Source organism: Streptococcus sp. NLN76 (genome assembly GCF_015686645.1).
GTDB lineage: Bacteria > Bacillota > Bacilli > Lactobacillales > Streptococcaceae > Streptococcus.
The window spans coordinates 20,894-42,733 of sequence record NZ_JADPMS010000013.1 but is presented as its reverse complement, the minus strand read 5'-3'; the positions used below and the strand labels follow the sequence as shown (position 1 = coordinate 42,733).

27 protein-coding genes are annotated in these 21,840 nt (G+C 43.7%); 4 read left to right on the top strand and 23 right to left on the bottom strand.

The genetic code is table 11. From position 1 onward, the window contains the following. The first annotated feature begins 381 nt into the window (after nucleotides 1-381). Nucleotides 382-1,659, top strand: a complete 1,278-nt coding sequence (gene serS / locus I1A59_RS03890; RefSeq protein ID WP_196091503.1) for a serine--tRNA ligase — start codon at nucleotides 382-384, stop codon at nucleotides 1,657-1,659. 108 nt (nucleotides 1,660-1,767) lie between these two features. Then, nucleotides 1,768-2,595 (top strand): exodeoxyribonuclease III, encoded by an 828-nt coding sequence (locus tag I1A59_RS03885; RefSeq protein WP_196091502.1) that lies wholly within the window; start codon nucleotides 1,768-1,770, stop codon nucleotides 2,593-2,595. Between the two features lie 491 nt (nucleotides 2,596-3,086). Here the strand turns inward: I1A59_RS03885 and I1A59_RS03880 are convergent, their stop codons facing one another. The 18 genes from I1A59_RS03880 to I1A59_RS03795 form a co-directional block, all read right to left on the bottom strand. Further along, on the bottom strand, nucleotides 3,087-5,138 hold the full coding sequence (locus tag I1A59_RS03880; protein WP_196091501.1) for a sodium:proton antiporter: 2,052 nt from the start codon (nucleotides 5,136-5,138) through the stop codon (nucleotides 3,087-3,089). Next, the gene (locus I1A59_RS03875; protein ID WP_196091500.1) at nucleotides 5,139-5,396 is read right to left on the bottom strand and encodes a hypothetical protein; all 258 of its coding nucleotides are present in this window, start codon (nucleotides 5,394-5,396) and stop codon (nucleotides 5,139-5,141) included. Beyond that, nucleotides 5,389-5,946 carry a class I SAM-dependent methyltransferase gene (locus I1A59_RS03870; protein ID WP_196091499.1) on the bottom strand — a complete coding sequence of 186 codons (558 nt, stop codon included), beginning with the start codon at nucleotides 5,944-5,946 and terminating at the stop codon, nucleotides 5,389-5,391. The genes I1A59_RS03875 and I1A59_RS03870 overlap by 8 nt, the downstream gene beginning before the upstream one ends. A 212-nt stretch (nucleotides 5,947-6,158) precedes the next feature. Continuing rightward, on the bottom strand, nucleotides 6,159-6,812 hold the full coding sequence (locus I1A59_RS03865) for a phosphatase PAP2 family protein (RefSeq protein WP_196091498.1): 654 nt from the start codon (nucleotides 6,810-6,812) through the stop codon (nucleotides 6,159-6,161). Further along, nucleotides 6,802-7,365, bottom strand: coding sequence for an ECF transporter S component (locus tag I1A59_RS03860; protein WP_196091497.1), 564 nt, complete (start codon nucleotides 7,363-7,365; stop codon nucleotides 6,802-6,804). Before I1A59_RS03860 ends, I1A59_RS03865 begins: the two co-directional genes overlap by 11 nt. A gap of 11 nt (nucleotides 7,366-7,376) precedes the next feature. Next, complete coding sequence (gene trmL, locus I1A59_RS03855; RefSeq protein WP_196091496.1) at nucleotides 7,377-7,955, bottom strand: tRNA (uridine(34)/cytosine(34)/5-carboxymethylaminomethyluridine(34)-2'-O)-methyltransferase TrmL; 579 nt, start codon at nucleotides 7,953-7,955, stop codon at nucleotides 7,377-7,379. A 73-nt stretch (nucleotides 7,956-8,028) separates the two neighbouring features. Beyond that, nucleotides 8,029-8,280 carry a membrane protein insertion efficiency factor YidD gene (gene yidD, locus I1A59_RS03850; protein WP_196091495.1) on the bottom strand — a complete coding sequence of 84 codons (252 nt, stop codon included), beginning with the start codon at nucleotides 8,278-8,280 and terminating at the stop codon, nucleotides 8,029-8,031. Next, nucleotides 8,277-9,020: a pseudouridine synthase gene (locus tag I1A59_RS03845; protein ID WP_196091494.1), complete on the bottom strand. Its 744-nt coding sequence runs from the start codon at nucleotides 9,018-9,020 to the stop codon at nucleotides 8,277-8,279. Before I1A59_RS03845 ends, yidD begins: the two co-directional genes overlap by 4 nt. Further along, complete coding sequence (gene scpB / locus I1A59_RS03840; RefSeq protein ID WP_196091493.1) at nucleotides 9,010-9,573, bottom strand: SMC-Scp complex subunit ScpB; 564 nt, start codon at nucleotides 9,571-9,573, stop codon at nucleotides 9,010-9,012. Before scpB ends, I1A59_RS03845 begins: the two co-directional genes overlap by 11 nt. Continuing rightward, a complete protein-coding gene (locus tag I1A59_RS03835) occupies nucleotides 9,570-10,286 on the bottom strand; it encodes a segregation/condensation protein A (RefSeq protein ID WP_196091492.1) in 717 nt (238 codons plus the stop codon). Before I1A59_RS03835 ends, scpB begins: the two co-directional genes overlap by 4 nt. Continuing rightward, nucleotides 10,277-11,026, bottom strand: coding sequence for a site-specific tyrosine recombinase XerD (gene xerD / locus I1A59_RS03830; protein WP_196091491.1), 750 nt, complete (start codon nucleotides 11,024-11,026; stop codon nucleotides 10,277-10,279). Before xerD ends, I1A59_RS03835 begins: the two co-directional genes overlap by 10 nt. Next, nucleotides 11,023-11,484 carry a cyclic-di-AMP-binding protein CbpB gene (cbpB, locus tag I1A59_RS03825; RefSeq protein ID WP_196091490.1) on the bottom strand — a complete coding sequence of 154 codons (462 nt, stop codon included), beginning with the start codon at nucleotides 11,482-11,484 and terminating at the stop codon, nucleotides 11,023-11,025. Before cbpB ends, xerD begins: the two co-directional genes overlap by 4 nt. Then, on the bottom strand, nucleotides 11,481-12,005 hold the full coding sequence (locus I1A59_RS03820; RefSeq protein ID WP_196091489.1) for a metallophosphoesterase: 525 nt from the start codon (nucleotides 12,003-12,005) through the stop codon (nucleotides 11,481-11,483). The genes cbpB and I1A59_RS03820 overlap by 4 nt, the downstream gene beginning before the upstream one ends. After that, nucleotides 11,987-12,943 carry a nucleoside-triphosphate diphosphatase gene (locus I1A59_RS03815; protein WP_196091488.1) on the bottom strand — a complete coding sequence of 319 codons (957 nt, stop codon included), beginning with the start codon at nucleotides 12,941-12,943 and terminating at the stop codon, nucleotides 11,987-11,989. The genes I1A59_RS03820 and I1A59_RS03815 overlap by 19 nt, the downstream gene beginning before the upstream one ends. Beyond that, nucleotides 12,940-13,734 carry a glutamate racemase gene (gene racE / locus I1A59_RS03810; protein ID WP_196091487.1) on the bottom strand — a complete coding sequence of 265 codons (795 nt, stop codon included), beginning with the start codon at nucleotides 13,732-13,734 and terminating at the stop codon, nucleotides 12,940-12,942. The genes I1A59_RS03815 and racE overlap by 4 nt, the downstream gene beginning before the upstream one ends. Nucleotides 13,735-13,828: 94 nt before the next feature. Continuing rightward, nucleotides 13,829-14,062, bottom strand: coding sequence for a YneF family protein (locus tag I1A59_RS03805; RefSeq protein ID WP_196091486.1), 234 nt, complete (start codon nucleotides 14,060-14,062; stop codon nucleotides 13,829-13,831). A gap of 104 nt (nucleotides 14,063-14,166) precedes the next feature. Continuing rightward, nucleotides 14,167-14,853: a Bax inhibitor-1/YccA family protein gene (locus tag I1A59_RS03800; protein ID WP_196091485.1), complete on the bottom strand. Its 687-nt coding sequence runs from the start codon at nucleotides 14,851-14,853 to the stop codon at nucleotides 14,167-14,169. A 16-nt stretch (nucleotides 14,854-14,869) separates the two neighbouring features. Beyond that, nucleotides 14,870-15,604, bottom strand: a complete 735-nt coding sequence (locus I1A59_RS03795) for an RNA methyltransferase (RefSeq protein ID WP_196091484.1) — start codon at nucleotides 15,602-15,604, stop codon at nucleotides 14,870-14,872. Nucleotides 15,605-15,635: 31 nt separating this feature from the next. On the opposite strand from I1A59_RS03795, the gene I1A59_RS03790 reads away from it, so the two are divergent. Next, complete coding sequence (locus tag I1A59_RS03790) at nucleotides 15,636-15,914, top strand: acylphosphatase (RefSeq protein WP_196091483.1); 279 nt, start codon at nucleotides 15,636-15,638, stop codon at nucleotides 15,912-15,914. A gap of 82 nt (nucleotides 15,915-15,996) precedes the next feature. After that, nucleotides 15,997-16,938, top strand: coding sequence for a membrane protein insertase YidC (gene yidC / locus I1A59_RS03785; RefSeq protein WP_348769635.1), 942 nt, complete (start codon nucleotides 15,997-15,999; stop codon nucleotides 16,936-16,938). Nucleotides 16,939-17,033: 95 nt separating this feature from the next. On the opposite strand, the gene greA is transcribed toward yidC, so the two are convergent. The 5 genes from greA to I1A59_RS03760 all read right to left on the bottom strand — a co-directional run bounded on the left by greA (nucleotide 17,034) and on the right by I1A59_RS03760 (nucleotide 21,787). Beyond that, the gene (greA, locus tag I1A59_RS03780; RefSeq protein ID WP_196091481.1) at nucleotides 17,034-17,516 is read right to left on the bottom strand and encodes a transcription elongation factor GreA; all 483 of its coding nucleotides are present in this window, start codon (nucleotides 17,514-17,516) and stop codon (nucleotides 17,034-17,036) included. A gap of 13 nt (nucleotides 17,517-17,529) precedes the next feature. Continuing rightward, nucleotides 17,530-19,278 carry an endolytic transglycosylase MltG gene (mltG, locus tag I1A59_RS03775; protein WP_247644756.1) on the bottom strand — a complete coding sequence of 583 codons (1,749 nt, stop codon included), beginning with the start codon at nucleotides 19,276-19,278 and terminating at the stop codon, nucleotides 17,530-17,532. A gap of 65 nt (nucleotides 19,279-19,343) precedes the next feature. Continuing rightward, a complete protein-coding gene (locus I1A59_RS03770) occupies nucleotides 19,344-19,835 on the bottom strand; it encodes a GNAT family N-acetyltransferase (protein ID WP_196091504.1) in 492 nt (163 codons plus the stop codon). A 51-nt stretch (nucleotides 19,836-19,886) separates the two neighbouring features. Next, entirely contained in the window at nucleotides 19,887-21,221 is a 1,335-nt protein-coding gene (murC, locus tag I1A59_RS03765) for a UDP-N-acetylmuramate--L-alanine ligase (protein ID WP_196091480.1), read from the bottom strand. Continuing rightward, nucleotides 21,218-21,787: a hypothetical protein gene (locus tag I1A59_RS03760; protein WP_196091479.1), complete on the bottom strand. Its 570-nt coding sequence runs from the start codon at nucleotides 21,785-21,787 to the stop codon at nucleotides 21,218-21,220. The genes murC and I1A59_RS03760 overlap by 4 nt, the downstream gene beginning before the upstream one ends. Nucleotides 21,788-21,840: the final 53 nt, after the last annotated feature.

Genomic DNA, 21,840 nt, shown 5'->3' with positions numbered 1-21,840 from the left:
CTTGCTTGATCACTTGATATTTTTTATCTTCAGACATTGTTAAAACTATTTTCCTCATCTTTCTAATGTAACACAGAGGACATTTTCATATTCGATTTACTTAAGACATTATCACTTTCGAATGATAGACCTGGAAAAAAATTCAGCAAGCGCTTGCCAAAAAAGGCTAGTTTGGATATAATGAAACAAACGGACAAGTAGTCTTATTTCTTCTTTTAGAGAGTCTGCGGTTGCTGCAAGCAGATAGAAGGGAAGGACGAAATTCTACCGTTGGATACAGTTTAGATAAGGAATCAAGGCACACGATGTGAAGTTGGATGGAACCGCGTTTCGACGCTCCAACACCAGCATTCGTGTGTTTTTTCATTAGAGGAGGTTTCTATGTTAGATTTAAAACAGGTTCGCAATGACTTTGCCGCAGCTCAAGCAAAATTGGCCACACGTGGAGTCGACGCTGCTATCTTAGATAAGATGAAAGAATTAGACGAGCAACGTCGGGAACTCTTGGTTCAGGTTGAAGAAGAAAAAGCCAAACGCAATACCGTCTCTGCAGAAATTGCCCAAGCCAAACGCAACAAAGAAAATGCGGATGACAAGATTGCAGCCATGCAAGCTTTGTCTGCCGAAATCAAAGAATTGGATGCCCGCTTAGCAACCATTGACCAGGAACTTCAGGACATTCTAGTAACCCTTCCCAACCTTCCACATGAGTCTGTTCCAGTTGGGGAAGATGAAGAAGACAATGTGGAAATTCGTCGCTGGGGTCAGGTGCCTGAATTTGACTTTGAGCCCAAAGCTCACTGGGACCTGGGAGAAGATCTAGACATTTTGGACTGGGAACGTGGTGGGAAAGTGACTGGAACTCGTTTCCTTTTCTACAAAGGACTCGGAGCACGTTTGGAGCGCGCACTTTACAACTTCATGTTGGACGAGCACTTGGCAGAAGGCTACACTGAAGTGATTCCACCTTATATGGTCAACCACGATTCTATGTTTGGAACCGGTCAATATCCAAAATTCAAAGAGGATACCTTTGAATTGGCAGATACCAACTATGTCCTCATTCCAACTGCGGAAGTTCCCCTTACCAACTACTACCGTGGGGAAATCTTGGAAGCCAAAGACCTACCAATCTACTTCACTGCCATGAGTCCATCTTTCCGTTCTGAAGCTGGTTCAGCAGGACGCGACACCCGTGGTTTGATCCGCTTGCACCAATTCCATAAGGTCGAAATGGTTAAATTTGCCAAACCGGAAGAATCTTACCAAGAATTGGAAAAAATGACTCAAAACGCCGAGTCAATCCTCCAAAAACTTGGCTTGGCCTACCGTGTCTTGACCCTCTCAACTGGAGATATGGGCTTCTCAGCTGCAAAAACGTATGACTTGGAAGTTTGGATTCCAGCGCAAAACACTTACCGTGAAATCTCAAGCTGCTCCAACACCGAAGACTTCCAAGCACGCCGGGCACAAATCCGTTACCGGGATGAAGCAGACGGTAAGGTAAAACATGTTCATACGCTTAATGGATCAGGACTGGCCGTGGGTCGGACTGTTGCTGCTATCTTGGAAAATTACCAAAACGAAGATGGCTCTGTGACAATCCCTGAAGTTCTCCGTCCTTACATGGGTGGTGTTGAAAAAATTGAAGTTCCGTAAAGAAGCTGTTAGCTGGGCGAAAGCCCAGCTTTTTCAATCTCCATTAGACAAATTCCAGCTCTTTCTTTGGTATAATGATAACAATTGAAAAAATAGTAAGGATAGATTATGAAACTCATTTCATGGAATATTGATTCATTGAACGCCGCTCTGACTTCTGACTCAGCTCGGGCTCAATTGTCACAAGCAGTTTTGCAAACCCTAGTCGATGAAGATGCTGATATCATTGCCATTCAGGAAACTAAATTGTCTGCCAAGGGACCTACCAAAAAACATTTAGAAATTTTGGCTGACCTTTTCCCAGATTATGAAAACACATGGCGTTCTTCTGTTGAACCCGCTCGTAAAGGATATGCTGGAACCATGTTCCTCTATAAAAAAGGACTGGAGCCTGTCATCAGCTACCCAGAAATTGGTGCTCCTTCTACCATGGACTTAGAGGGCCGGATTATCACCCTTGAATTCCCAGAGTTCTATGTGACACAGGTCTACACCCCCAATGCAGGAGATGGCCTCAAACGCTTGGCAGAACGCCAAGTCTGGGATGCCTGCTACGCTGATTACCTAGCAAGCCTAGACAAAAACAAACCTGTTCTAGCAACCGGTGACTACAATGTAGCCCACAACGAGATCGACTTGGCTAACCCTGCCTCTAACCGCCGTTCCCCAGGCTTTACAGACGAGGAACGCCAAGGATTCACCAATCTCTTGGCCAAAGGTTTCACAGATACCTTCCGTCACCTCCATGGAATGATTCCAGATCACTATACCTGGTGGGCTCAACGCAGCCGAACCAGCAAAATCAATAACACCGGCTGGAGAATTGACTACTGGTTGGTTAGCAATCGTCTTGCGGCTAAGGTGCAAGAATCCAGCATGATTGACTCTGGTGCTCGCCAGGACCACACTCCTATACTTTTAAAAATTGAACTCTAACAAAGAAGCACGAGTACTGAGACTCGTGCTTCTTTGTGTCAAATTATTCATTTTCTATAAAACTTATACTCATTAAATTTCAAAATCTGACGTTGTCAAGCCTCTTCGGTGAACTTCAGTTCTACCATCATCGGCTTTCCTAGTCATTTTTTTGAAATTTTTCGAGTATTCCGATTTTGAAATTTGTCCAGTATAGTCTTTTAGTTTGCTTTTAGTACAAGGCAGCGAGTCGCAGGCAGTACTAAAGTACGGCAAGACGAGCTAACACAGTAATAAAAGATAAACTAAAAGAGTATATTAACGAATTTCAAACATAGAAAGCTTAGTAGTGAAGAAACCTTCGACGAAAGATTTCCTCACTACTTTTTCTTTATGTTAAAGTAGAGGTGTCTTGTTAAATCGTACTAAATTTTGGCATTTAATGCCGTAGCTCAGTATTTTCTGCGACTCACTTCTATGGCTAAAATTGCTTTTCAGTGAGCATAAACTGTCTATCCTCTGCGACTCCCCAATTCTAAAAGATTCATCTGCAGATGATTTTCCTTTAAAGAATAAGTTTCCAATTGGTTGACAACTGACCGTAAATGATTCGCTTTTTCACTTGAAATCAGCCCATCACTTTCAAATTCATGAATGATTTTTCGTTCCAAATAATAAGCCGCAATTAGTTCCTTTGAATGGTATTGTCTGGTTCGCAATAAAACACGACTGACAAATCCACCATCCCCGATAATGGTTGCTTCTCGTAAACGATAATCTCTGTAGTAATGCAGGAGCTCCGTTGAGTAGACTCCTGACAACTCAGCCAAGGCATCCATCAACACTTCTGTATTGTTCAGATAAAGAATCGCCAATTGATCGCTCTCCTCCGCACTTAGCTGCGGCTGATTTCCAGCCAACCACTGGCGAGTATAGGATCCAAATGTCATGATTTCATGGACCAGCAGTCTAGCTACCCGGAAAAAAAATAGTAACAGAAATGTTAAACGGCTCATAACTGAGCGACTCACTTGCCCTTCCAATCTTCTCAAATAACGCTGGTAAACAAAGTAAGCACGTTCTGATAATTGTCCCGCTTCATAGGCCTGATCGAGACCATCATTTTCGACACTTAACGTTAACAGATTCAAATCTAACCATTGCTGTCGAATGGAACGCCCTTCATGCTCAATAATCAAAGAACCAATCCGATCATTATAATTATCAAGCACAGCATATAGAGCCTCCTTCACTGTACTTTCTTGAATGTCTTGTTCAATTTGATTGATGACTGCATTAAGAACAGCTATCTCTGCAGCATAATCGATATCTTCCTCGGGCTGATCAGCTAGATAAGGTAAAACCAAAAGACCTGTCAAAAAACTGAAGAGCGTAACGCTAGCCACTACAAAGAGTAAACTCGGGTAAGCAATTTTTAAATCTTGTGGTAAGAGAAGGATGGTCGCTATCGACATGGTTCCTTTGACTCCTGAAAACGTTAGGATGAAAATTTCCTTCCACTGGGAGGTCAAACTATCCTTTTTGATCCATGCACGAAGAGCATAATAGACAGTAATTCCTATAAAACGAAGGGCAAATAAAACAACTGTTAGAAGGACACTCAATCCTAAAAGAATCGCATTGTCATACAAGGGACTTCTGACAATTGGATCAAACATATAGACCAATTCAATTCCTAAAATAAGAAAGACAGCCCCATTTAACATGAAGTTCACTGCTTTCCAAACAGTGTCAAAGGTTTCTTCTATTTCCACCTCAAGTTGATTGAAGCGTTTCCTGCGATTAGACTTCAAAATTCCAGCCACAACAACCGCAATGATCCCCGAAACTTGTAGCTGATCCGCCAAATAAAAGGTCAGAAGTGGGAGGCTCAGTTCTAATAACAATTCTCCCGCCACATCAACAGCTTGGTAACGCATCAGTATTTTGTGGGTAATGAAATTCAAACCAGCCGCGAAGAAACCAACCACAATTCCTCCTGCAATTTGAACAAAAAGCGTGCCTCCAGCTTGGGTTACAGAAAACATACCGGTTGTCCAAACCAGAATGGCCGTTTGATAAGAGACCAAACCACTTGCATCATTCAAGAGCCCCTCTCCCCTTAAGATATCCTCTGTCTTCTGCGAAAATCGGAATCGCTCGGCCAAGGACGAAAATGCAATCAGGTCAGTCGAGCCTAGGGCAGCACCTGTGGCTATCGCTACTGCCCACGGTACAACCACTAACTGGGTATGAATAACAGCGCCTAAAACAAGGGTCGTCAAAAAGATGAGGGGGAAAATTAAATAAAGGATGAAGCGCCAATGCCGGCCAATACTAGACACATCCGCCTCCTCCGACTCGCGAAAGGCTAGGGGACCAATGATCAAAGCCAGAAACACGTTCGTATCAAATTCAATTTGATCTGAAAGCGTAAATAATCCAATGATGATCCCAAATACAATCTGTAGAAAAGGGACAGGTAATTGAGGGATAACCTTATTTAATGCATTTGATAAAACTAATACCGATACAAAAATTAATAAAATCAGCAAGATTTCCATCTAGCGCGTTCCACCCTGACAAAGCTTCTGATAAAAATTTTTCTCTTTCGCCACCTTTTTAGCAGTTGGCTGATCATCCTGCCCATTAATTTGCAAGGCACATCGTTTCATCTCCAAACCTAAAACTCGTTTTTGTTGACGACGTAACTGGCGCTCATGACCTGCTTGGATAGCCTGATGATCATCCACACTAATATCTTGTAACCGTGCTCTATCTTTTAAAGCCTGCAAACGTTCTTCAATAAATTCCTTATCCATATTTCTCTACTTTCTTTTCAATCATAATTAAAAAAGGGGGACAATTCCGCTGATTCAGGGTTCGGTATTCCAAAACGGTATAATCCTCTTGCGGCAGGTCTTGGACAAATGCCAAGAGTGCATCCTTTTCCTCTGGACCTCCTGGATGTCCCCAATAGACCATCATCGCAATCCGACCACCCGGAAGCAAGATATCACAGGCGGCCTTCACCGCTGCCAAGGTCGTTTCTGGAAGGGTCACTAGACTCTTATCCGCTGACGGTAGATAACCCAAATTAAAAATCACCGCCTTAGCCTGATCCACATATTCTGCCAGATGCTCATGTCCCTTTAAGTGTAATTGAACATTGCTCTGACCAGCCTGTTCCAAACGCTGCTGGGTTTGAACCAATGCTTGTTCCTGAATATCAAAAGCATGGACCAGACCGCTCCTTTGGGCTAGAAAGAGTGTGTCATGGCCATTCCCCATGGTTGCATCCACTGTGGTATCCTCTGGGCTAAGGACCTGAACCAGAAATTCATGGGCCATGTCTAAGGGTTTTAGTGGCATTTTTTCCTCCCCCATCTTTTTATGCTCGTTATATTTCAAATTCTGACGTTGTCAAGCCAATTCGGTGAACTTTCGTTCAACCTTCATCGGCTTTCCTAGTCATCTCTTTTAGTCATCTCTTTGAATTTTTCGAGCATGTCAGAATTAGTTAAGTACAAAGATGTTCCCATTATACCATTTTTCCCAAAAAAGAAAGCAAGCTAACGCATGAGCTACCTTGCTTGTTTGCCTGTGAAACGCCAACGAAAGCGAAGTCTTTGATAGGCGGGAAATTCTAAAAATAAGATCCCGAACCCTAGTAAAAGACTACCAATGACGTCGCTCGGGTAATGAACCCCTAGATAAACTCTGGAGAGGGGTAAGGCCAAAATCAGGAGAATCAGAGATCCTTGTAAAAAACGCCGGAACCATCCTGCCTGAACATTTTGACTGACAATAATCAGCACAGAGCCGATCACCAAACTGGCTGCTAGAGCATGACCACTGGGGAAAGAAAACCCCTTCTCTGCAACTAAATGCTCAATACCAGGACGTGGTCTTTGATAGATATTCTTCAAGATAAGAACCAGTAGGCCAGTTAAAGCCAAGTTCCCTACTAAGAGGATTGCCTCGCTATAGTAACGTTTCCACAGAAGGAAGATTGTAGCCAGGCCAACCCAGCCCATAATGACCGGCATATTCCCAATCTTGGTTAGACTGGTAAAGAAAGTCGTCAAAGCTGTGGGAAGATCACCACGAACAGCGGTTTGAATCCCACTATCAAAAGCCACCAAGTTTTGAGGATAGAAACGAACTGTATACCCCAAAATCACAAATAATAAGAGACAAAAACTCCCTCTCGTCCAGTAGCTTTGCTTATTCTGCATAGGCTTTCACCACCGGTTTCATGAGTGCCCAAATCAGACAAAAACTAAAGGTATAAGACACTCCAGCAATCAAATTGAAGGGGAGAACCATAGCTTGGAGATAGGTTCCAAGCCCAATGATAGCAGCAATATCAAATCCAGCAAAGCTAGCATACAGGGGAATGGCATAGAAATAGTTCATCCCAAGCATCACCACGGTTAGGGCTAGGGTTCCCAAGCCTCCAGCTAGAAAATACTGAACATAGGAATCCTTTTTACGCCAAACCATGGCTAACACCAACATAAAAGAGAAAATTCCGAGCATATTCATAGGAAGCCCGATAACAGTCGAAATCCCTTGGTTATTCAATAAAAGCTTCAGTAGCGAACGAAGCAAGAGAGCCAAGCTTGCCTGCTTCAGGCCAAACAACTCCAATGCTACCAAAATGGGTAAAATACTTAAATCCAACTGCAAGAAATCTGCACCTGGAATAATGGGAAAAGCAAAAAACATCAAAATAAAGGAAAGGGCAGCCAACACTGCCACGATCGTCAAGCGTTTAATTCGAGTCATGTCGTACCTATCTATTTAATCTTATCTTGTTCATAATGATGAACGGTTTCTAATCCAACAAAGTTCTGTTGGCGTAAAGCCTCGTAAACCACCATACAGACTGCATTGGAAACATTTAAACTACGGACATGGTCATCATTCATGGGAATCCGAATCGCCTGTTTCCGATAGTCCTGTAAGAAATCCGCAGGCAAGCCAGTATCTTCCCGTCCAAAAATAAAGTAAGCATCGTTCCCTGTCTGATAGTCCTTCTCAGCATAGGTCGCTTCTGCAAATTTGGTAACGGGATAGAGTGATTGATGACCCTGTTGGCTCAAAAAATCCTCTAAAGATTCATAGTGAAAAATCTCCAACTGGTCCCAATAATCGAGCCCTGCACGTTTCATCTTTTTATCATCCAAAGGAAAACCCAAAGGATGGATCAAATGAAGGGGACTGTTGGTTGCGGCACAAGTCCGAGCGATATTTCCTGTATTTTGTGGAATCTGAGGTTGGTATAAAACAATATGATTCAAGGAAAAGGTCCTTTCGAATAAAAAAATAGCCACATTGTCCGGAGTCAAGCTCAGCGGGCAATGTGGTGCGCTCATCTGATTAACTTAGATCACAACAGGTCTGAGCTAAATCAATCAAATTACAGTCTTAGTATATACCAGGAACACCTTACCTGTCAAGCTTCTTGATTGTTTTTTTGAAAAAAACAAAGGAATCTGGAAGGGGATCCTCGCCCCCCTGTGACCAAGGGTGACAGGACAAGATTCGCTTACTGCCCAAATAGAGACCCCATAGACCATAAGCCTCTAGGGCTTGAATCATATAAGTAGAACAAGTGGGGCTATAGATACAGGAAGGTGGAAAAAGAGGCGAAATAAAGCGTTTGTAGCCCTTCACCAGAAGAATCAGAAGACGACTCATCGTCTTTTCTTCCCAGTCTGCTTAGGCGTTACCGCTAGGTTATGCAGTTGACTGATTTCTTTTTTGTTTAACCGTCGGAATTCGCCTGGCCGTAAACCTGCTACATCCAGATGACCGAAACGAGTTCGGGATAATTTGTCAACTTGAAGTCCAACCGCCTCAAACATCTTCTTAACCTGATGATTCCGGCCTTCATGAATGGTTAATTCCACAACGGAACGGTTTTTAACCGGGTCGACTTTTAAAATATTGTAGACTGCTGGTTTTGTTTTCTTTCCTTCAATGACAATGCCTCTGGTTAACGGACGAAGGTTTTCCTTGGTAGCCAATCCTTTCACACGCGCTAGGTAAACCTTGTCAATTTCATTTCGAGGATGGATCATCTCATCCGTAAAATCACCATCATTGGTCAATAACAAAACACCACTAGTGTCCCAGTCCAAGCGGCCAACGGGATAAATCCGTTCCTTGACCCCACTAAAAAAATCAAGAACAGTTGCCCGGCCCTTGTCATCACTGACACTGGAAATAACTCCACGGGGTTTATTTAAAAGGTAGTAGACTTTTTCCTCATGATAAATCGGTTGACCTTCAACTTCTACACGGTCCCCTTTTTTCACAGTGGTAGCCAATTCCTTGACCACTTGGCCATTGATCGTTACCCGGCCCTGCTTAATCAGCTCTTCTGCTTTGCGACGGCTGGCAATTCCAGCATGGGCTATGTATTTATTAATTCTCATTTTCTTCCTCAATCCTAAACAAGGACTTCTCTTGCTCTTCTTCTTCCTCTACTTGGACCTGAGGAAGATCTTCTAATTGATTCATCCCCATGTAGTCCAAAAAATAATCAGTGGTGCCATATAAATTTGGGCGCCCTAAGGTTTCCTTTTTACCAACCTCTTTGATTAAACCAAACCCTTGCAACTTGGTTAAGGCCCCGCTTGAGTTAACACCGCGAATAGCATCAATTTCAATGCGAGTGATTGGCTGACGGTAAGCAACAATGGAAAGCACCTCCAAGCTGGCCCGGGAAAGAGATTGCTGCATCGGTGTCTGTGCATAGGCTTCCAATAAAGAAGCATAGGCCGGCTTGGTCACCAGACGCAAGCTTCGCTTGGTCTCAATGACCGTCAAACTGGAATCAGGATTCTGGTCATAGGATTGGATTAAAGCCTTGATCAAGGGTTCGAGCTGAACTGGATCTACATCCAACATGGAGGCCAAATGGAAGCGATCGAGACCATCTTCACCAGCTGTAAATAAGAGGGCCTCCAAGGCCGCTAATTGACTCATGTTACCTGTCCTTCTATCCATATTTCATCAAAGGTCTCAGCCTGATGGAGACGAATTTCTTGGATTTTCACCAATTCCAAACAGGCTAAAAATTGTGTAATCATTTGGGAAAGCGATTCAGCCTGAACTAGAAGTTGGCTAAAGGCCAGTTTTCCCTTGGCTTGCTTCAAACCTTGGCGAACCTGATCCATGGAATCCTCAATCCGAAAATCATCCCGTTCTACCGTTGTATGCTGTCCCTGCCGTTTCTTTTTCTCCTGCCGTAGTAGATGCGAAAAAGTCAAAAAGAGGTCCATGGAGGTGACGTCCTGATTGAGTTCCACAACTTCCGAAAGCAAAGGACTAGAGGGATGGCTATAATAGAGCGAGCGATCCTCATGCTGCTGGGCCAATTCCTGACTGGCTGCTTTAAAGTAGCGATAATCTTCCAATTGTTGAAGCAGGTTCTGCTCCATATCCTCCACTAGCTCGTCTTCCTCTTGACTTTGAATCTGGGGTAAGAGCTTCCGGCTTTTTAGTAAAATCAACTGACTGGCCATAACCATATACTCAGAAGCCACTTCCAAACGTAAGGCTTGGAGGGTTGACAGGTAGGCCAGATACTGTTCAATCACCTCTAACAAGGGAACATCATAAATATCCATTTGGTAGCGAGAGACGAGGTGCAAGAGCAAATCCAAGGGTCCCTCAAAATCTTTGATTTTTATTTCCATTTGCGGTATTTCTCAATACTGTGTAAGGAGCGCAGGCCTAGATTATCTGCAATCGTCAGCAAGTCCACTCCGGCTTTCAATTCTTTAAAAATATACTGCTCTCGTAAACTTTGAGGGGAGTGGGTTGTCAGCTCCTGCTCCTCCAAAAAAGCTTTTATCTGTAAGAAAACCCACTGACGGGTATAGGGTTTCCCTTGATGTTCAAAGAGAAAGGTGCCTGGGCCTGCTTGGCCCAGGAGCTTTCTCAAGTTCTCTCCCACTTCCAGAACTCTGCGTTTACCGCTTTGTCCCACCTGCAAAAGACCAAGAGCAGGCTGTAAATCAGACTTCTTCAGCTGAATAATTTCAGTTGGCAAGAGCCCGGTTTCCAAAATCAGAGCTACCAAAAGCTGGCCTTGTGGATATTGGGTCCTTATCTGAAACAAATCCTTAGCCAACAAAGCCTGGTCAGGAGCACTCGGCTCCTCTTGACTTTTCAAAGGCGGCAAATCCAAACGGTAATAACGTTCGACATGTCCCTCTTGATAAAGAAAGAAGAGGAATTGGTTAATGGCGGATAGCTTTCGCCGCTGAGCCTTTACACTGAGATGACTCAAAGAGTCCCGGTAGACTTTAAGACCCAGATCATCTACCTTGCCATTCAGGCTCCGCTCTAATTGCTTTAAATCCGATACATAGGCCGCCCTGGTATTGGTGGAAAGTCTTTTGCTTTCTAAAAAGGACTCAATCCAAGCTCTCATTTGGGACTCATTTCATAATGTTGGCCAAAATCATGGAGCAGGGCATTGGTTGCCTTGAGAATGGATTTACGAGCAATAATCCCTTCCAAAAGGCCCTCAGCATCCAAGACCGGCAGAAAGGACTCGTCCACCAACTTGTGAAAGACCTCTGTTAGGGTGTAACCCGGTCCCAGGGTAAGTCCATCTCTTTTGACCATATGCACAATGTCCATATTTTCCAGCTCTGCAGCTGACAGATTGTGTTGTATTTGATAGCTCAGGATATCCGTTAAAGAAATCGTTCCTACAAATTTACCGTGGTCTGTTACGACAGGAATCCGTGAATAGGTAATCTGACTTAGTAGAAGAATTACATGATCCACGTTATGGCTATCGATGACAACCGCCAGATTCGCAGCGGGCGTTAGAAAGGTGGACTCTTGGGCCTTCAAATAGTCCTCTAGGGGTTGTGCAATCATTTGATAGTAAACTCCTTGCTTAAGCTGGGGAAAAGCTGATGATCTCGTGTGAAGTAATCCACACGAGCTTGATTGCCTTCAAGACGAATCACAGCATAGAGACGTTCCAAGATTCTCCCACGCGGCTGACTGACTGAACCTGGATTCAAATAAAGGATCCCATCTTCTTGATAAGCAGCAGGGATATGGAGATGCCCGTAAAGACAGATGCTGGCTCCTTCTTCTTGCGCCCAGTAGGCCAATTTATCCATGGTGAAATTGATATTTTGCAGATGGCCATGAGTTTGGACAATCTTGTGCCCATCCAAATCGACACTCAGACGATCCGGAAAACCTGCAAAAAAGTCCATATTTCCGGCAACAACATGGATACCGTCCCAAACTGGATCATCCACTTCCAATTCTGAATCTCCATTGTGGAAAATCAAGTCTGCCTTATCTTGCCATTGTTCTTTGATGGCTTGTACAATACTGCGATCCCCATGAGAATCGCTCATAACAACTACTGTCCGTCTCTCCATGATGGAAATACCTCCACTAATTTCTGAACAGCTTGAGCCCTATGAGACTGCTGGTTTTTCTCCTCCATACTTAGCTGAGCAGACGTTATTCCAGTCTCACCTATGAGAAAGAGGGGATCATAACCGAACCCATTCTCTCCCTTAGGCTCAAAGGCAATGTAACCAGGCCAATCGGCCTCAACAACCAAAGACTCACGCCCCGGAGCAGCGACAACCAAGGTCGTATGGAACTGAGCTGAACGATTTTCCTTCTCTAAAACCATGGCCATCTCATGTAATAATCTAGCATTATTTTCAGCATCCGTCGCATCTGGTCCAGCAAAACGGGCACTCCATACTCCTGGAAGCCCACCTAGGACATCCACTTTTAGGCCAGAATCATCCGCTAGAACCATAGTCCCTGTTAGTTCTGCAATTCCTTCTGCCTTCAGACGGGCATTGGCTTCAAAAGTCGTACCTGTCTCCGCAATTTCTGGCAGATCTGGATAATCATTGAGATTTTCCACTCGGAAACCTAGTGGTTCGAAGATTTTCTTAAACTCCGCTGTTTTACCCTCATTGCGCGTGGCAATCAAAAGAGGCTCTAATTCCGCTTGTCCCAGCACCTTATCCAACTTTTCCCCACCTTCTGGTAGGACCACGTGTAGCAGACGCTCTCCCTCCATAATCAATAGGGCAGCTCCTCGGCGCTCTAGGCTCAGATGACGGTTCTCACTGCGATTGATCAGGTCCACCATAAACTGTGCCAGCTTTTGAGCTGAAGACCATTGGAAAACTTGCACTTTAAAGCCATTTTTTTGAGACAAATTTTGAAAAGGGGCTAGGAAATGGTAAACCTGATCCTCCTGATCAAAAGCGAAACTCAAGTGAGGTCCGTCCGACACTTGTGCGACGTACCAGTCTTGTCCATCTCGAAATTCTACTAGTTCTTGTTTCATAAATCTATATGCTCCACTCGTACTTCTTCTTCTAACCAGGTCTGGGCTAGTTGGGCAAAGGCAGCCGCATCTCCTGTCGTATAAAAGGCGTGTTGTTGCTGTTCCAAATCACGTCCACGATTGATTTCAAAATAATTCAAGAGGACCGAAATATCCCGAACACACTCAGCGCCACTATCAATCAAGGTGACCTCAGGACCCAAGGCATTTTGAATGACTGGCCGTAGCAAGGGATAATGGGTACATCCCAAAATCAAGGTTGAAACCTGTCCCTGAAAATCTTTTAACTGATCATACACAACCTTTTTAGCCAGACTAGAGTGAAGCTCATTCGCTTCAACCAGTGGGACGAAAGGTGGACAGGCCTGACTCATGACTTGAGCATTGGGATCCAAGGACTGAATCTTTTTGCGGTAAATATCCGAGGCGACGGTCATTTCTGTCGCAATGACACCAATCTTTCCTTTATGATTGACTTTAAGAGCTGCAGAAGCACCTGGAAGAATAACACCAAGCACCGGAATATCCAACGCTTCTTTAATATCCTCCCAGGCCACAGCTGTTGCCGTATTACAGGCAATGACAATCATTTTAACATTTTTAGCCTGTAAAAAACGAACCAGTTCCCAAGTATATTCTCGAATTTCTTCAGCTGCCCGAGGGCCATACGGAGCTCGGGCAGAGTCTCCTATATAAATAACTTCTTCATGGGGTAGTTGGCGTCGGAGCTCTTTTACAACGGTCAAACCACCGACTCCTGAATCCAAGAAACCAATTGGACGATTATCCATGCCATACTCCTTTTATCTAGCCCAGTGGCCAATATTGCTGTAACCACCCTAGAAAAAACGAGAAGGCCGAGACTTTTGTCTCAGCCTCGCTTGTTTATTTCTTGGCTTGTTTCTTTTGTTGGTTAACAATTTGTTGATAAACTTGGTTGACACGCGCCTCGCTTGGTTTTTGTCCCATTTGCCCCATCATGACACGCAGGGCATCCTTATTCAAACGAGGGTATTGAGCAATTTCTTGCTCAAATTGACGGCGAGACAAATAAATTCCAAGTGCTACACCAGCAATAAAGAAAACAACGATTAATAGTATTCCTAACCAAAGAGGCATAATTCAATTCCTTCCACTTTCATACATTTCTCCTTATTATACCAAAGCCTAGCCTCTTTTTCAAAAAGAAAAAAACCTCCAAGCAAAACTTGGAGGAATCAGCCTTAATCGCGATTAGCCGCAAAAATGCGGAGGATACTCAAGAAAAGGTTGATAAAGTTCAAGTATAGGCTGAGAGCCATGGAAATAGCCCAACCGTTGGAAACTTGTCCGCCTGATTGCTGGTAGGCTTGACGAATGCGTTGGTTATCATAAGCCGTCAAACCTGCAAAAATCACAACCATCACAATACTCATGATGTAGGACAAGCCTGCACTGCGTAAGAAAATATTAATCAAACTAGCAATCAAAACTCCGAATAAGACCATGCGAAAAGCATGAGCCATACCAGACAAATCCCGCTTGCTAACAAGACCAACCACTGCCATAGCAAAGAAGGTCAGTGTAGCGGTCAAGAAGGCCGCAAACACATCCGTTTGGCTGTAAGCTGCTAGGATAAAGCTGAGGGTGAAGCCGTTTAGGGCTGAATAGAAAAGGAAAAGTGGCATGGCCATTGGATTATTTTTCCAAGCGGTTGTTGAAACTGAATAAACAAGAGCCAACTCAATAAAAGAGGCAGCATAGTAAACCCAAGAATGGTTGACCATAATATTTATCATGGTTGCTTGGAAAACATAAAGCAACAGACCGGAAACGAGAGCTGAAATACCAAGCCCCATCCCCATATAACCATAAACTTTAGCGAAAAAACGATTTAAACCAGTATCGGTTTGCGACATGATTGGTTGCATAAAAAAACTCCTTTAGCTATTTTTTTAAATGAAACAAGAGAATACCAGCCGCGATGGCCACATTTAGACTCTCTGCCTGACCTGACATAGGAATATGAACGGTTTGATCCGCCAACGAATGAGCTAGACCAGAAGCCCCTTGCCCTTCATTCCCCATTAAGAGGATGAGCTGCTCCATAGGAGCTAAGTCCAGGTAAGACTGCGACTGATCCTTTAGACTCGTCACCAAAAGCGGAGCATGAGTGACTTTGGTTAATTCATCCAACGAATACTCGTAAATCGGCAAATGCCAGTGGCTTCCTTGCATGGATCGAAGGGTCTTAGGACTATAGATGTCTGCCGTCCCAGGACTTACCAAAACCCCGGTAAAACCTGCTGCATCTGCTGTACGGATCATGGTTCCAACATTCCCTGGATCCTGAACTTCCTCCAAATACAGCCATTTTCCTTGGCTTAAATCTGGCCTTTCGAGAATCTCTCGTTTCACCTCTGCCACAATCCCTTGAGGTGTTTTGGAATCCGCCAATTCAGCTAGAATGGAAGCAGAGACCAGTTGATAGGCCAAACCCTTTGGAAGTCGCTCTTTTTCTTCTTCCAAAACAAAAATAGTCCCAAATTCTACTCCAGCTTGATAAGCTTCTTCAAATAGATGCCAGCTTTCAATCAGATAAGAATTCTTGCGGTATTTTTTCTTTTGTAATTTTTTGACCTTTTTAATCAAGGGATTGGTTTTAGAGGTTATAATAGTCATAAGAGATATTATAGCACAAATGGAGGAAGCTATGAAAAAAGTACGGTTAATTGTTCAAGGTCGCATTCAAGGAGTTGGTTTTCGCTGGTCTGTTTGGGAACTCGCCAATTCATTAGGAGGGATTACAGGACGTGTCTGGAATCGAGAGGATGGAACGGTGGAAATTCTAGCCCAGTCTGAAGATGCCGGCAAGATGGCACTTTTTATCCAAGAGGTGAGAAAAGGACCTAGCCCTTTTTCCAAGGTGACCTACGTCGACGTTACCATGGCTAACTTCCCCTCTTATCAAGATTTTGCCATCCAAAACTAAAGGTCAGACCTTGGTCCTATTGTAATCTAGGCCTAAAAACAGTAAAATGGGAAGGGTAATAATTTAGAAAAGGACGATGAATGTGACAATTAGAAAAAAATTTGTTTCTGCAGGACTCCTAGCCTCGATGCTGGTCTTGCTCTCTGGCTGTGTCGGCCGTGATGCGAGCGGAAATCCGACGGGCCTTATCTGGGATCTTTTGGGAAAACCCATGAGTATCCTAATCACCTTCTTTGCTGAAAATCAAGGATTGGGATATGGGGTTGCCATTATTCTGGTAACCATTATTGTACGGATTATTATTTTGCCATTGGGGCTCATGCAATCCCATAGAGCAGCCTATCAAGCTGAAAAGATGGCTTATATGCAACCAATCTTGGCACCTATCCAAGAACGGATGCGAAATGCCCAAACCCAAGAAGAAAAATTGTTGGCCAATCAAGAATTTATGGCGGCACAAAGAGAGAATGGCCTTAATCCACTCGGTGGAGTTGGTTGCTTACCAATCTTGATTCAAATGCCTTTCTTCTCTGCCCTCTTCTTTGCAGCACAACATACACCAGGGATTGCAGGTTCCAGTTGGATGGGAATTCCATTGGATTCATCAAGTATGCTCTTGACCATTCTAACGGGGGTCCTCTATTTAATCCAGTCCGCCTTAACCTTGGTCGGAGTTTCTGAAGAACAACGGAAACAAATGCAATCCATGGTCCTTATGAGTCCTATCATGATTATGGTCTTCTCTTTTAATTCACCAGCTGGTGTTGCTCTATACTGGTTGGTCGGTGGTTTCTTCTCCATCATTCAACAATTGATTACCATGTATGTGGTACGTCCACGTCTCCGGAAACAAGTCGCTAAGGAATTTGAAAAAAACCCTCCAAAAAAACCAAGCAACTTTTCAGCTAGCTTCGGAGCCGGAGCTAGTAACGGACCTATCAAAGATGTGACACCACCAAGCTCACAAAATCGCAACAACTCCAATAAAAAACGCAACGCAGGTAAGCAACGGTCTCGTAAATAAGAAGTTGCTAGACTCCCGATCAATTTCGTAAGGCAAAAAAAGACTTGAATCTCTATCATAAGATTCAAGTCTTTTTTCTTACAAGCGTAACCTACTTATTTTGATTTTTTAACAGACAAGATTTTGACATCGTAGCTGCCCACAGGTGTTTGTACAGTGACTGTATCCCCTGTTTTACGACCGATTAGGGCTTGTCCAATTGGACTTTCGTTGGAAACCTTGTTAGCAAAGGCATCTGCTCCTGCAGACCCAACAATCATATAGGTTTCTTTCTCAGTTTCACCCACTTCTTGGATGGTAACAGTTTTGCCAATTGCGACTTCGTTTTTAGCTACAGAATCAGAATCAACAATTTCTGCATTACGAATCTTGTTTTCCAGGTCTGAAATTTGACCTTCAACAAAGGCCTGCTCATCCTTGGCTGCCTCGTACTCACTGTTTTCTGACAAATCTCCGTATGAACGGGCGATTTTAATGCGTTCGACCACTTCAGGGCGACGAACGAGTTTGAGTTCTTCCAGTTCTTTTTCAAGCTTTTCTTTTTCAGCCTGAGTCATTGGATAGGTTTTTTCTGCCATGATTTCTCACTTTCTAATTGGAACTAGCTGATTGATTGGCTAGTTTGGAATTGACATGCTCCTCTACATTTTGATTGTGCTCTTCGATATTATTGGCATAATAAACAGTACCGGTATCAACATCAGCAACAAAGTAGAGGTAATCTGTCTTATTCGGCTCAATGGTCGCGCGGATAGCTGCCATTCCTGGACTATCAACTGGCCCCGGCATCAAGCCTTGATTTTTGTATATGTTGAATGGGGAATCAATGTTGGTATCAATACCAGCATCTTCAGCCAGGGTTGTTTTCTGGCCAAGTTTACCCATAGCATACAGGATAGCAATATTACTTTGAAGTGGCATTTGTTGGCTAAGACGATTGTTAAAAGCACTCGCAATATTCTTGCGATCTTCATCGGTCGCCCCTTCTTTTTCAACAAGGGAAGCCAAGGTCAAAATATCATTTACTGATTTTTGCTGTTCTGAGATTGTACCGTAGAATTGAGCCAGATTGGCATCCATTGCGGCAATCATCTGGTCAATCAAGTTTTCTACTGTATCCCCTTCATTGTAATCATAGGTTGCTGGGAAAAGATAGCCTTCTAAGCGATATTTAACCCCAGATTCTTTAGATGGAAGACTGGACAGCAAGGTTGGATATTTGGCTTTTTCTGCTTCTATAAAAGCATCATCCTGAACCTTCGCCATGAATTCTTCCTTGCTGAAAATACTTTTTTCTTTTCCGTCTTTGGAAGCTGCATTCAGCGTCACTACATCCGCAATTTGCTCCAAGGTATAACCTTCAGGAATGGTTATTTTACCTAAAGACGGGGCAACAGGACTTTCTGTTCCACCTTCCTTCAAGCGTTCAATAATTTCTTCCACATCCATATTTTTTTGCAGGTTATAGTAACCAGATTGGAAATCAGTATGATTGCGGAATTGGGTGTAAAAATTGAAAACTTGGCCACTCTCAATCAAACCGGCATCTTCCAAAATTCGACCAATTTCACGGTTGGAAGAGCCAATTGGAATTTCTACTTGGACATACTCGGTTGAGTCTTTATCAATAGGTCCAAGAGCGGACTGAACATAGGTATATCCAAAAATTCCAGTAGCAATCAAGCAAACAAGCAAGATTAGGGTTACGATCCCGACTATCTTTTTGGCTACTTGATTCTGCTTTCTTCGTTTTTCTAAGCGTTTTTCCATATCGTCATCTTCTCCTTGCCAGGCAACGGCTTCAACCCGAGCCAACTTGGCTTCCTTGACAGGCGCCAGGCTTTGCTTGTTTTCTTCGGCAGCAAAAGAGAGGGACTTCCCAGGGGCTGCTTTCATGCGGATGTGCGATCCAGGTTGTTTCTGTTGAATCGCTTCGGCATGGGCTTTTTCTTTTGCGGCCGGGACGCTCCTTTGTTTGCGGAGAGCCTCGGTCTCAATAGTCTTGGTGTGTTTTTTCCCAATTGATAGAGGAATCTGGACAGATTTTCCACGGCGCTTTGTCTCTTGAGGTTTGTTGGTTTTAGCCTCTCCTTGTGTTCCGCGTACTGCTTGTAGGGGCACCTTAGTTGGCTGCTTGTGACCTAAATCCTGCGGTTCAGACTCAGCCCCAGTCAGTTTCACAGCCTCAAGCTCACGCGCCTGCTCATTGGCGATCGTCTCCATTTTAGCCTGCTGTGCAGCCAGCATGACTTCCTGTCGTTTTTTCTTAGATTGGGAAAGGTCTCTTAAAATTTGCTCTTTAAAGCTGAGACCTCTTCGTCTGTCATCTTGGTCAGCCAAAGGCGGGACCTCCTTCTTACTAATCTAGATTATTATATCACAAAGACCACCATTTCCAATATCGATTAACGGCTATTTTCCCAAAGCATATCAAACCATTTTTCTCCTGCATAAGTAGAAGAGGAAGGTCCAAGCAACTTAAACCCCTGTTTTTCATAAAAGCCTATCAAGTAATCGTGACAAGTGAGGTTAATCCCCTCACGGCCATCCTGTATCGCCACTTGCTTGAGCTCATCTAAGAGAATGGTTGCAAGACCACGGTTCTGGGCCTCTGGGGCCACAGACAAACTGGTAATTGAAATATAACCACCTGTTTTTTCACTAAAATCTTTGGCTTCATAAAAATTCCGATCCACCAAAGTGCGTTCAGGAACTACCGGCCCTTCAATATAAGCTAGGATGCGGTTTTCTTTTTCATAGACCAAAAAACTGGTTTTGATGTTTTGGATATGGACGGCCAGGGTTTCGCGAGGCAAAGCTTCTTTTTGTCCAAAATTTTGGACTTCAATCTCATACAAGCGGTCCAGGTCTGCCATTGCTGCTAATCGAATCATGATTCCTCCAAAAAAAGAAGTGGAGGTCGGGCTCAGCCCGCCTCTCTTCATGGGTTATTGAATATTATTGGTTAAATTTGCTAAGAGCTGCTCAAAAGAGTGCTCATAAGTCTGGATATCTCCAGCTCCCATAAAGACGAAGATGGCTTTGTCATGGTCGAGCAAAGGAGAGACATTGTCAACGGTAATAATGCCACCTTTTTTCTGGACCTTCTCAGCCAAATCTTCTACGCGCACCTGTCCATTGTCCACTTCTCGAGCAGAACCATAAATCTCAGCTAAATAAACGGAATCCGCCAAATTCAGAGCATCCGCAAACTCATCCATCAAGGCAATCGTCCGCGTGAAGGTATGGGGTTGGAAAATGGCGACAATCTCTTTACTTGGATACTTCTGACGAGCCGCATCGATGGTCGCTATAATTTCCGTTGGATGATGAGCGAAGTCATCAATGATTGTCACACCATTCACAATTTTTTCTGTGAAACGACGTTTAACCCCAGCGAAAGTTGTCAAGTGCTGGCGTGCCAAATCCAAATCGAAGCCAATCGTATAAAGCAAGCCAATCACTGCTGTTGCATTCATCACATTATGCTTCCCATAGGTTGGAATATGGAACTGTCCCAGCTCTTCCCCTCGGAATACCACAGTGAAGGTTGAACCAGTGGTCAAACGTACCAAATCTTTGGCAATAAAATCATTCTGCTCAGGGTCAAATCCATAGTAGTAAATCGGCGCATCCGCTGTAATTTTACGAAGAGACGGATCTTCCCCATAAATGAAGAGACCTTGTTTGACATTTTTCGCATAGGTATCGAAGGCATCAAACACATCATCTAAACTAGTGAAGTAATCGGGATGATCGAAATCAATATTGGTAATAATAGAATAGGCTGGGTGATAGGGCAAAAAATGGCGCTCGTACTCATCCGATTCAAATACAAAATAGCCAGCTTCTTTTGATCCACGACCAGTCCCGTCCCCAATCAAATAGGAAGTATCTGTCATGTTAGAAAGTACATGGGCCAAGAGACCTGTGGTTGAGGTTTTGCCGTGTGCCCCTGCAACTCCAAGACTAGTGAACTGTTCCATGAATTCACCCAGGAATTCATGGTAGCGCCGGTAGGACATGCCTTGTGCTTCCGCCGCAGCCAATTCTACATTATTACTTGCCTTGAAGGCATTTCCAGCAATCAACTCCAAATCAGGAGAAAGGTTAGCCGCGTCAAAAGGAAGGATTTTGATCCCCTCTTGTTCCAAACCACGTTGGGTGAAGTAATACTTGTCAACATCACTCCCCTGTACTTCATAACCCATTTGGTGTAGCATAAGGGCTAGGGCGGACATGCCCGAACCCTTGATTCCGATAAAATGAAAACGCTTGGTCATTTTTTCTCCTTCTCACCCGTCAACTTACGCAAATCCAGTTCTTGATTGGTTTGACGAGGAGTTACTTTCTGTTCTTTCTCTTGGTAAATTTGACTCTTTCTTAGAAAGTCGTAGGAATCTTTATTAGCCGACTTTTTAGGTTTCCGTCCACGAGACCCACGTAAATCAGCTAAAATATAGCGCTCCTGACTTAAATTCTGACTATACTTTCGGTAATCAGAAGCAGACTCCTGTTGAAACAAAGCTGTTGGTTCTGTCTTGAGCCGACGACTCTGCAATTCTTTTCGAAAGGTTTGGTTGGGATCATCCTGAAGATAGGCCGCGGACCGCTTTTGACGCACACTTTCCCTGGCCTCTTCTCGTCCCAAAGCCGCATCCGTTTGAAAGGTTTTCGCCTCTTGCGGAAGCTCAACTTCCTGCCTTACATTGGAAATAGGAGCCCAATCATAGATCGCCTTGTCTTCATAGTCTCCCTTAATATTCGAAATCAAATCTGACTCTTCATAGAGATTCAAATACTTACGTTCCTCAAAAATCGGTTCCAAAGGAAATTGTTTATCTGCCATCGTTCTATCCTTTCAAACTTCAATTATAGCGTTTTTTCCGCGATTTTCAAGTT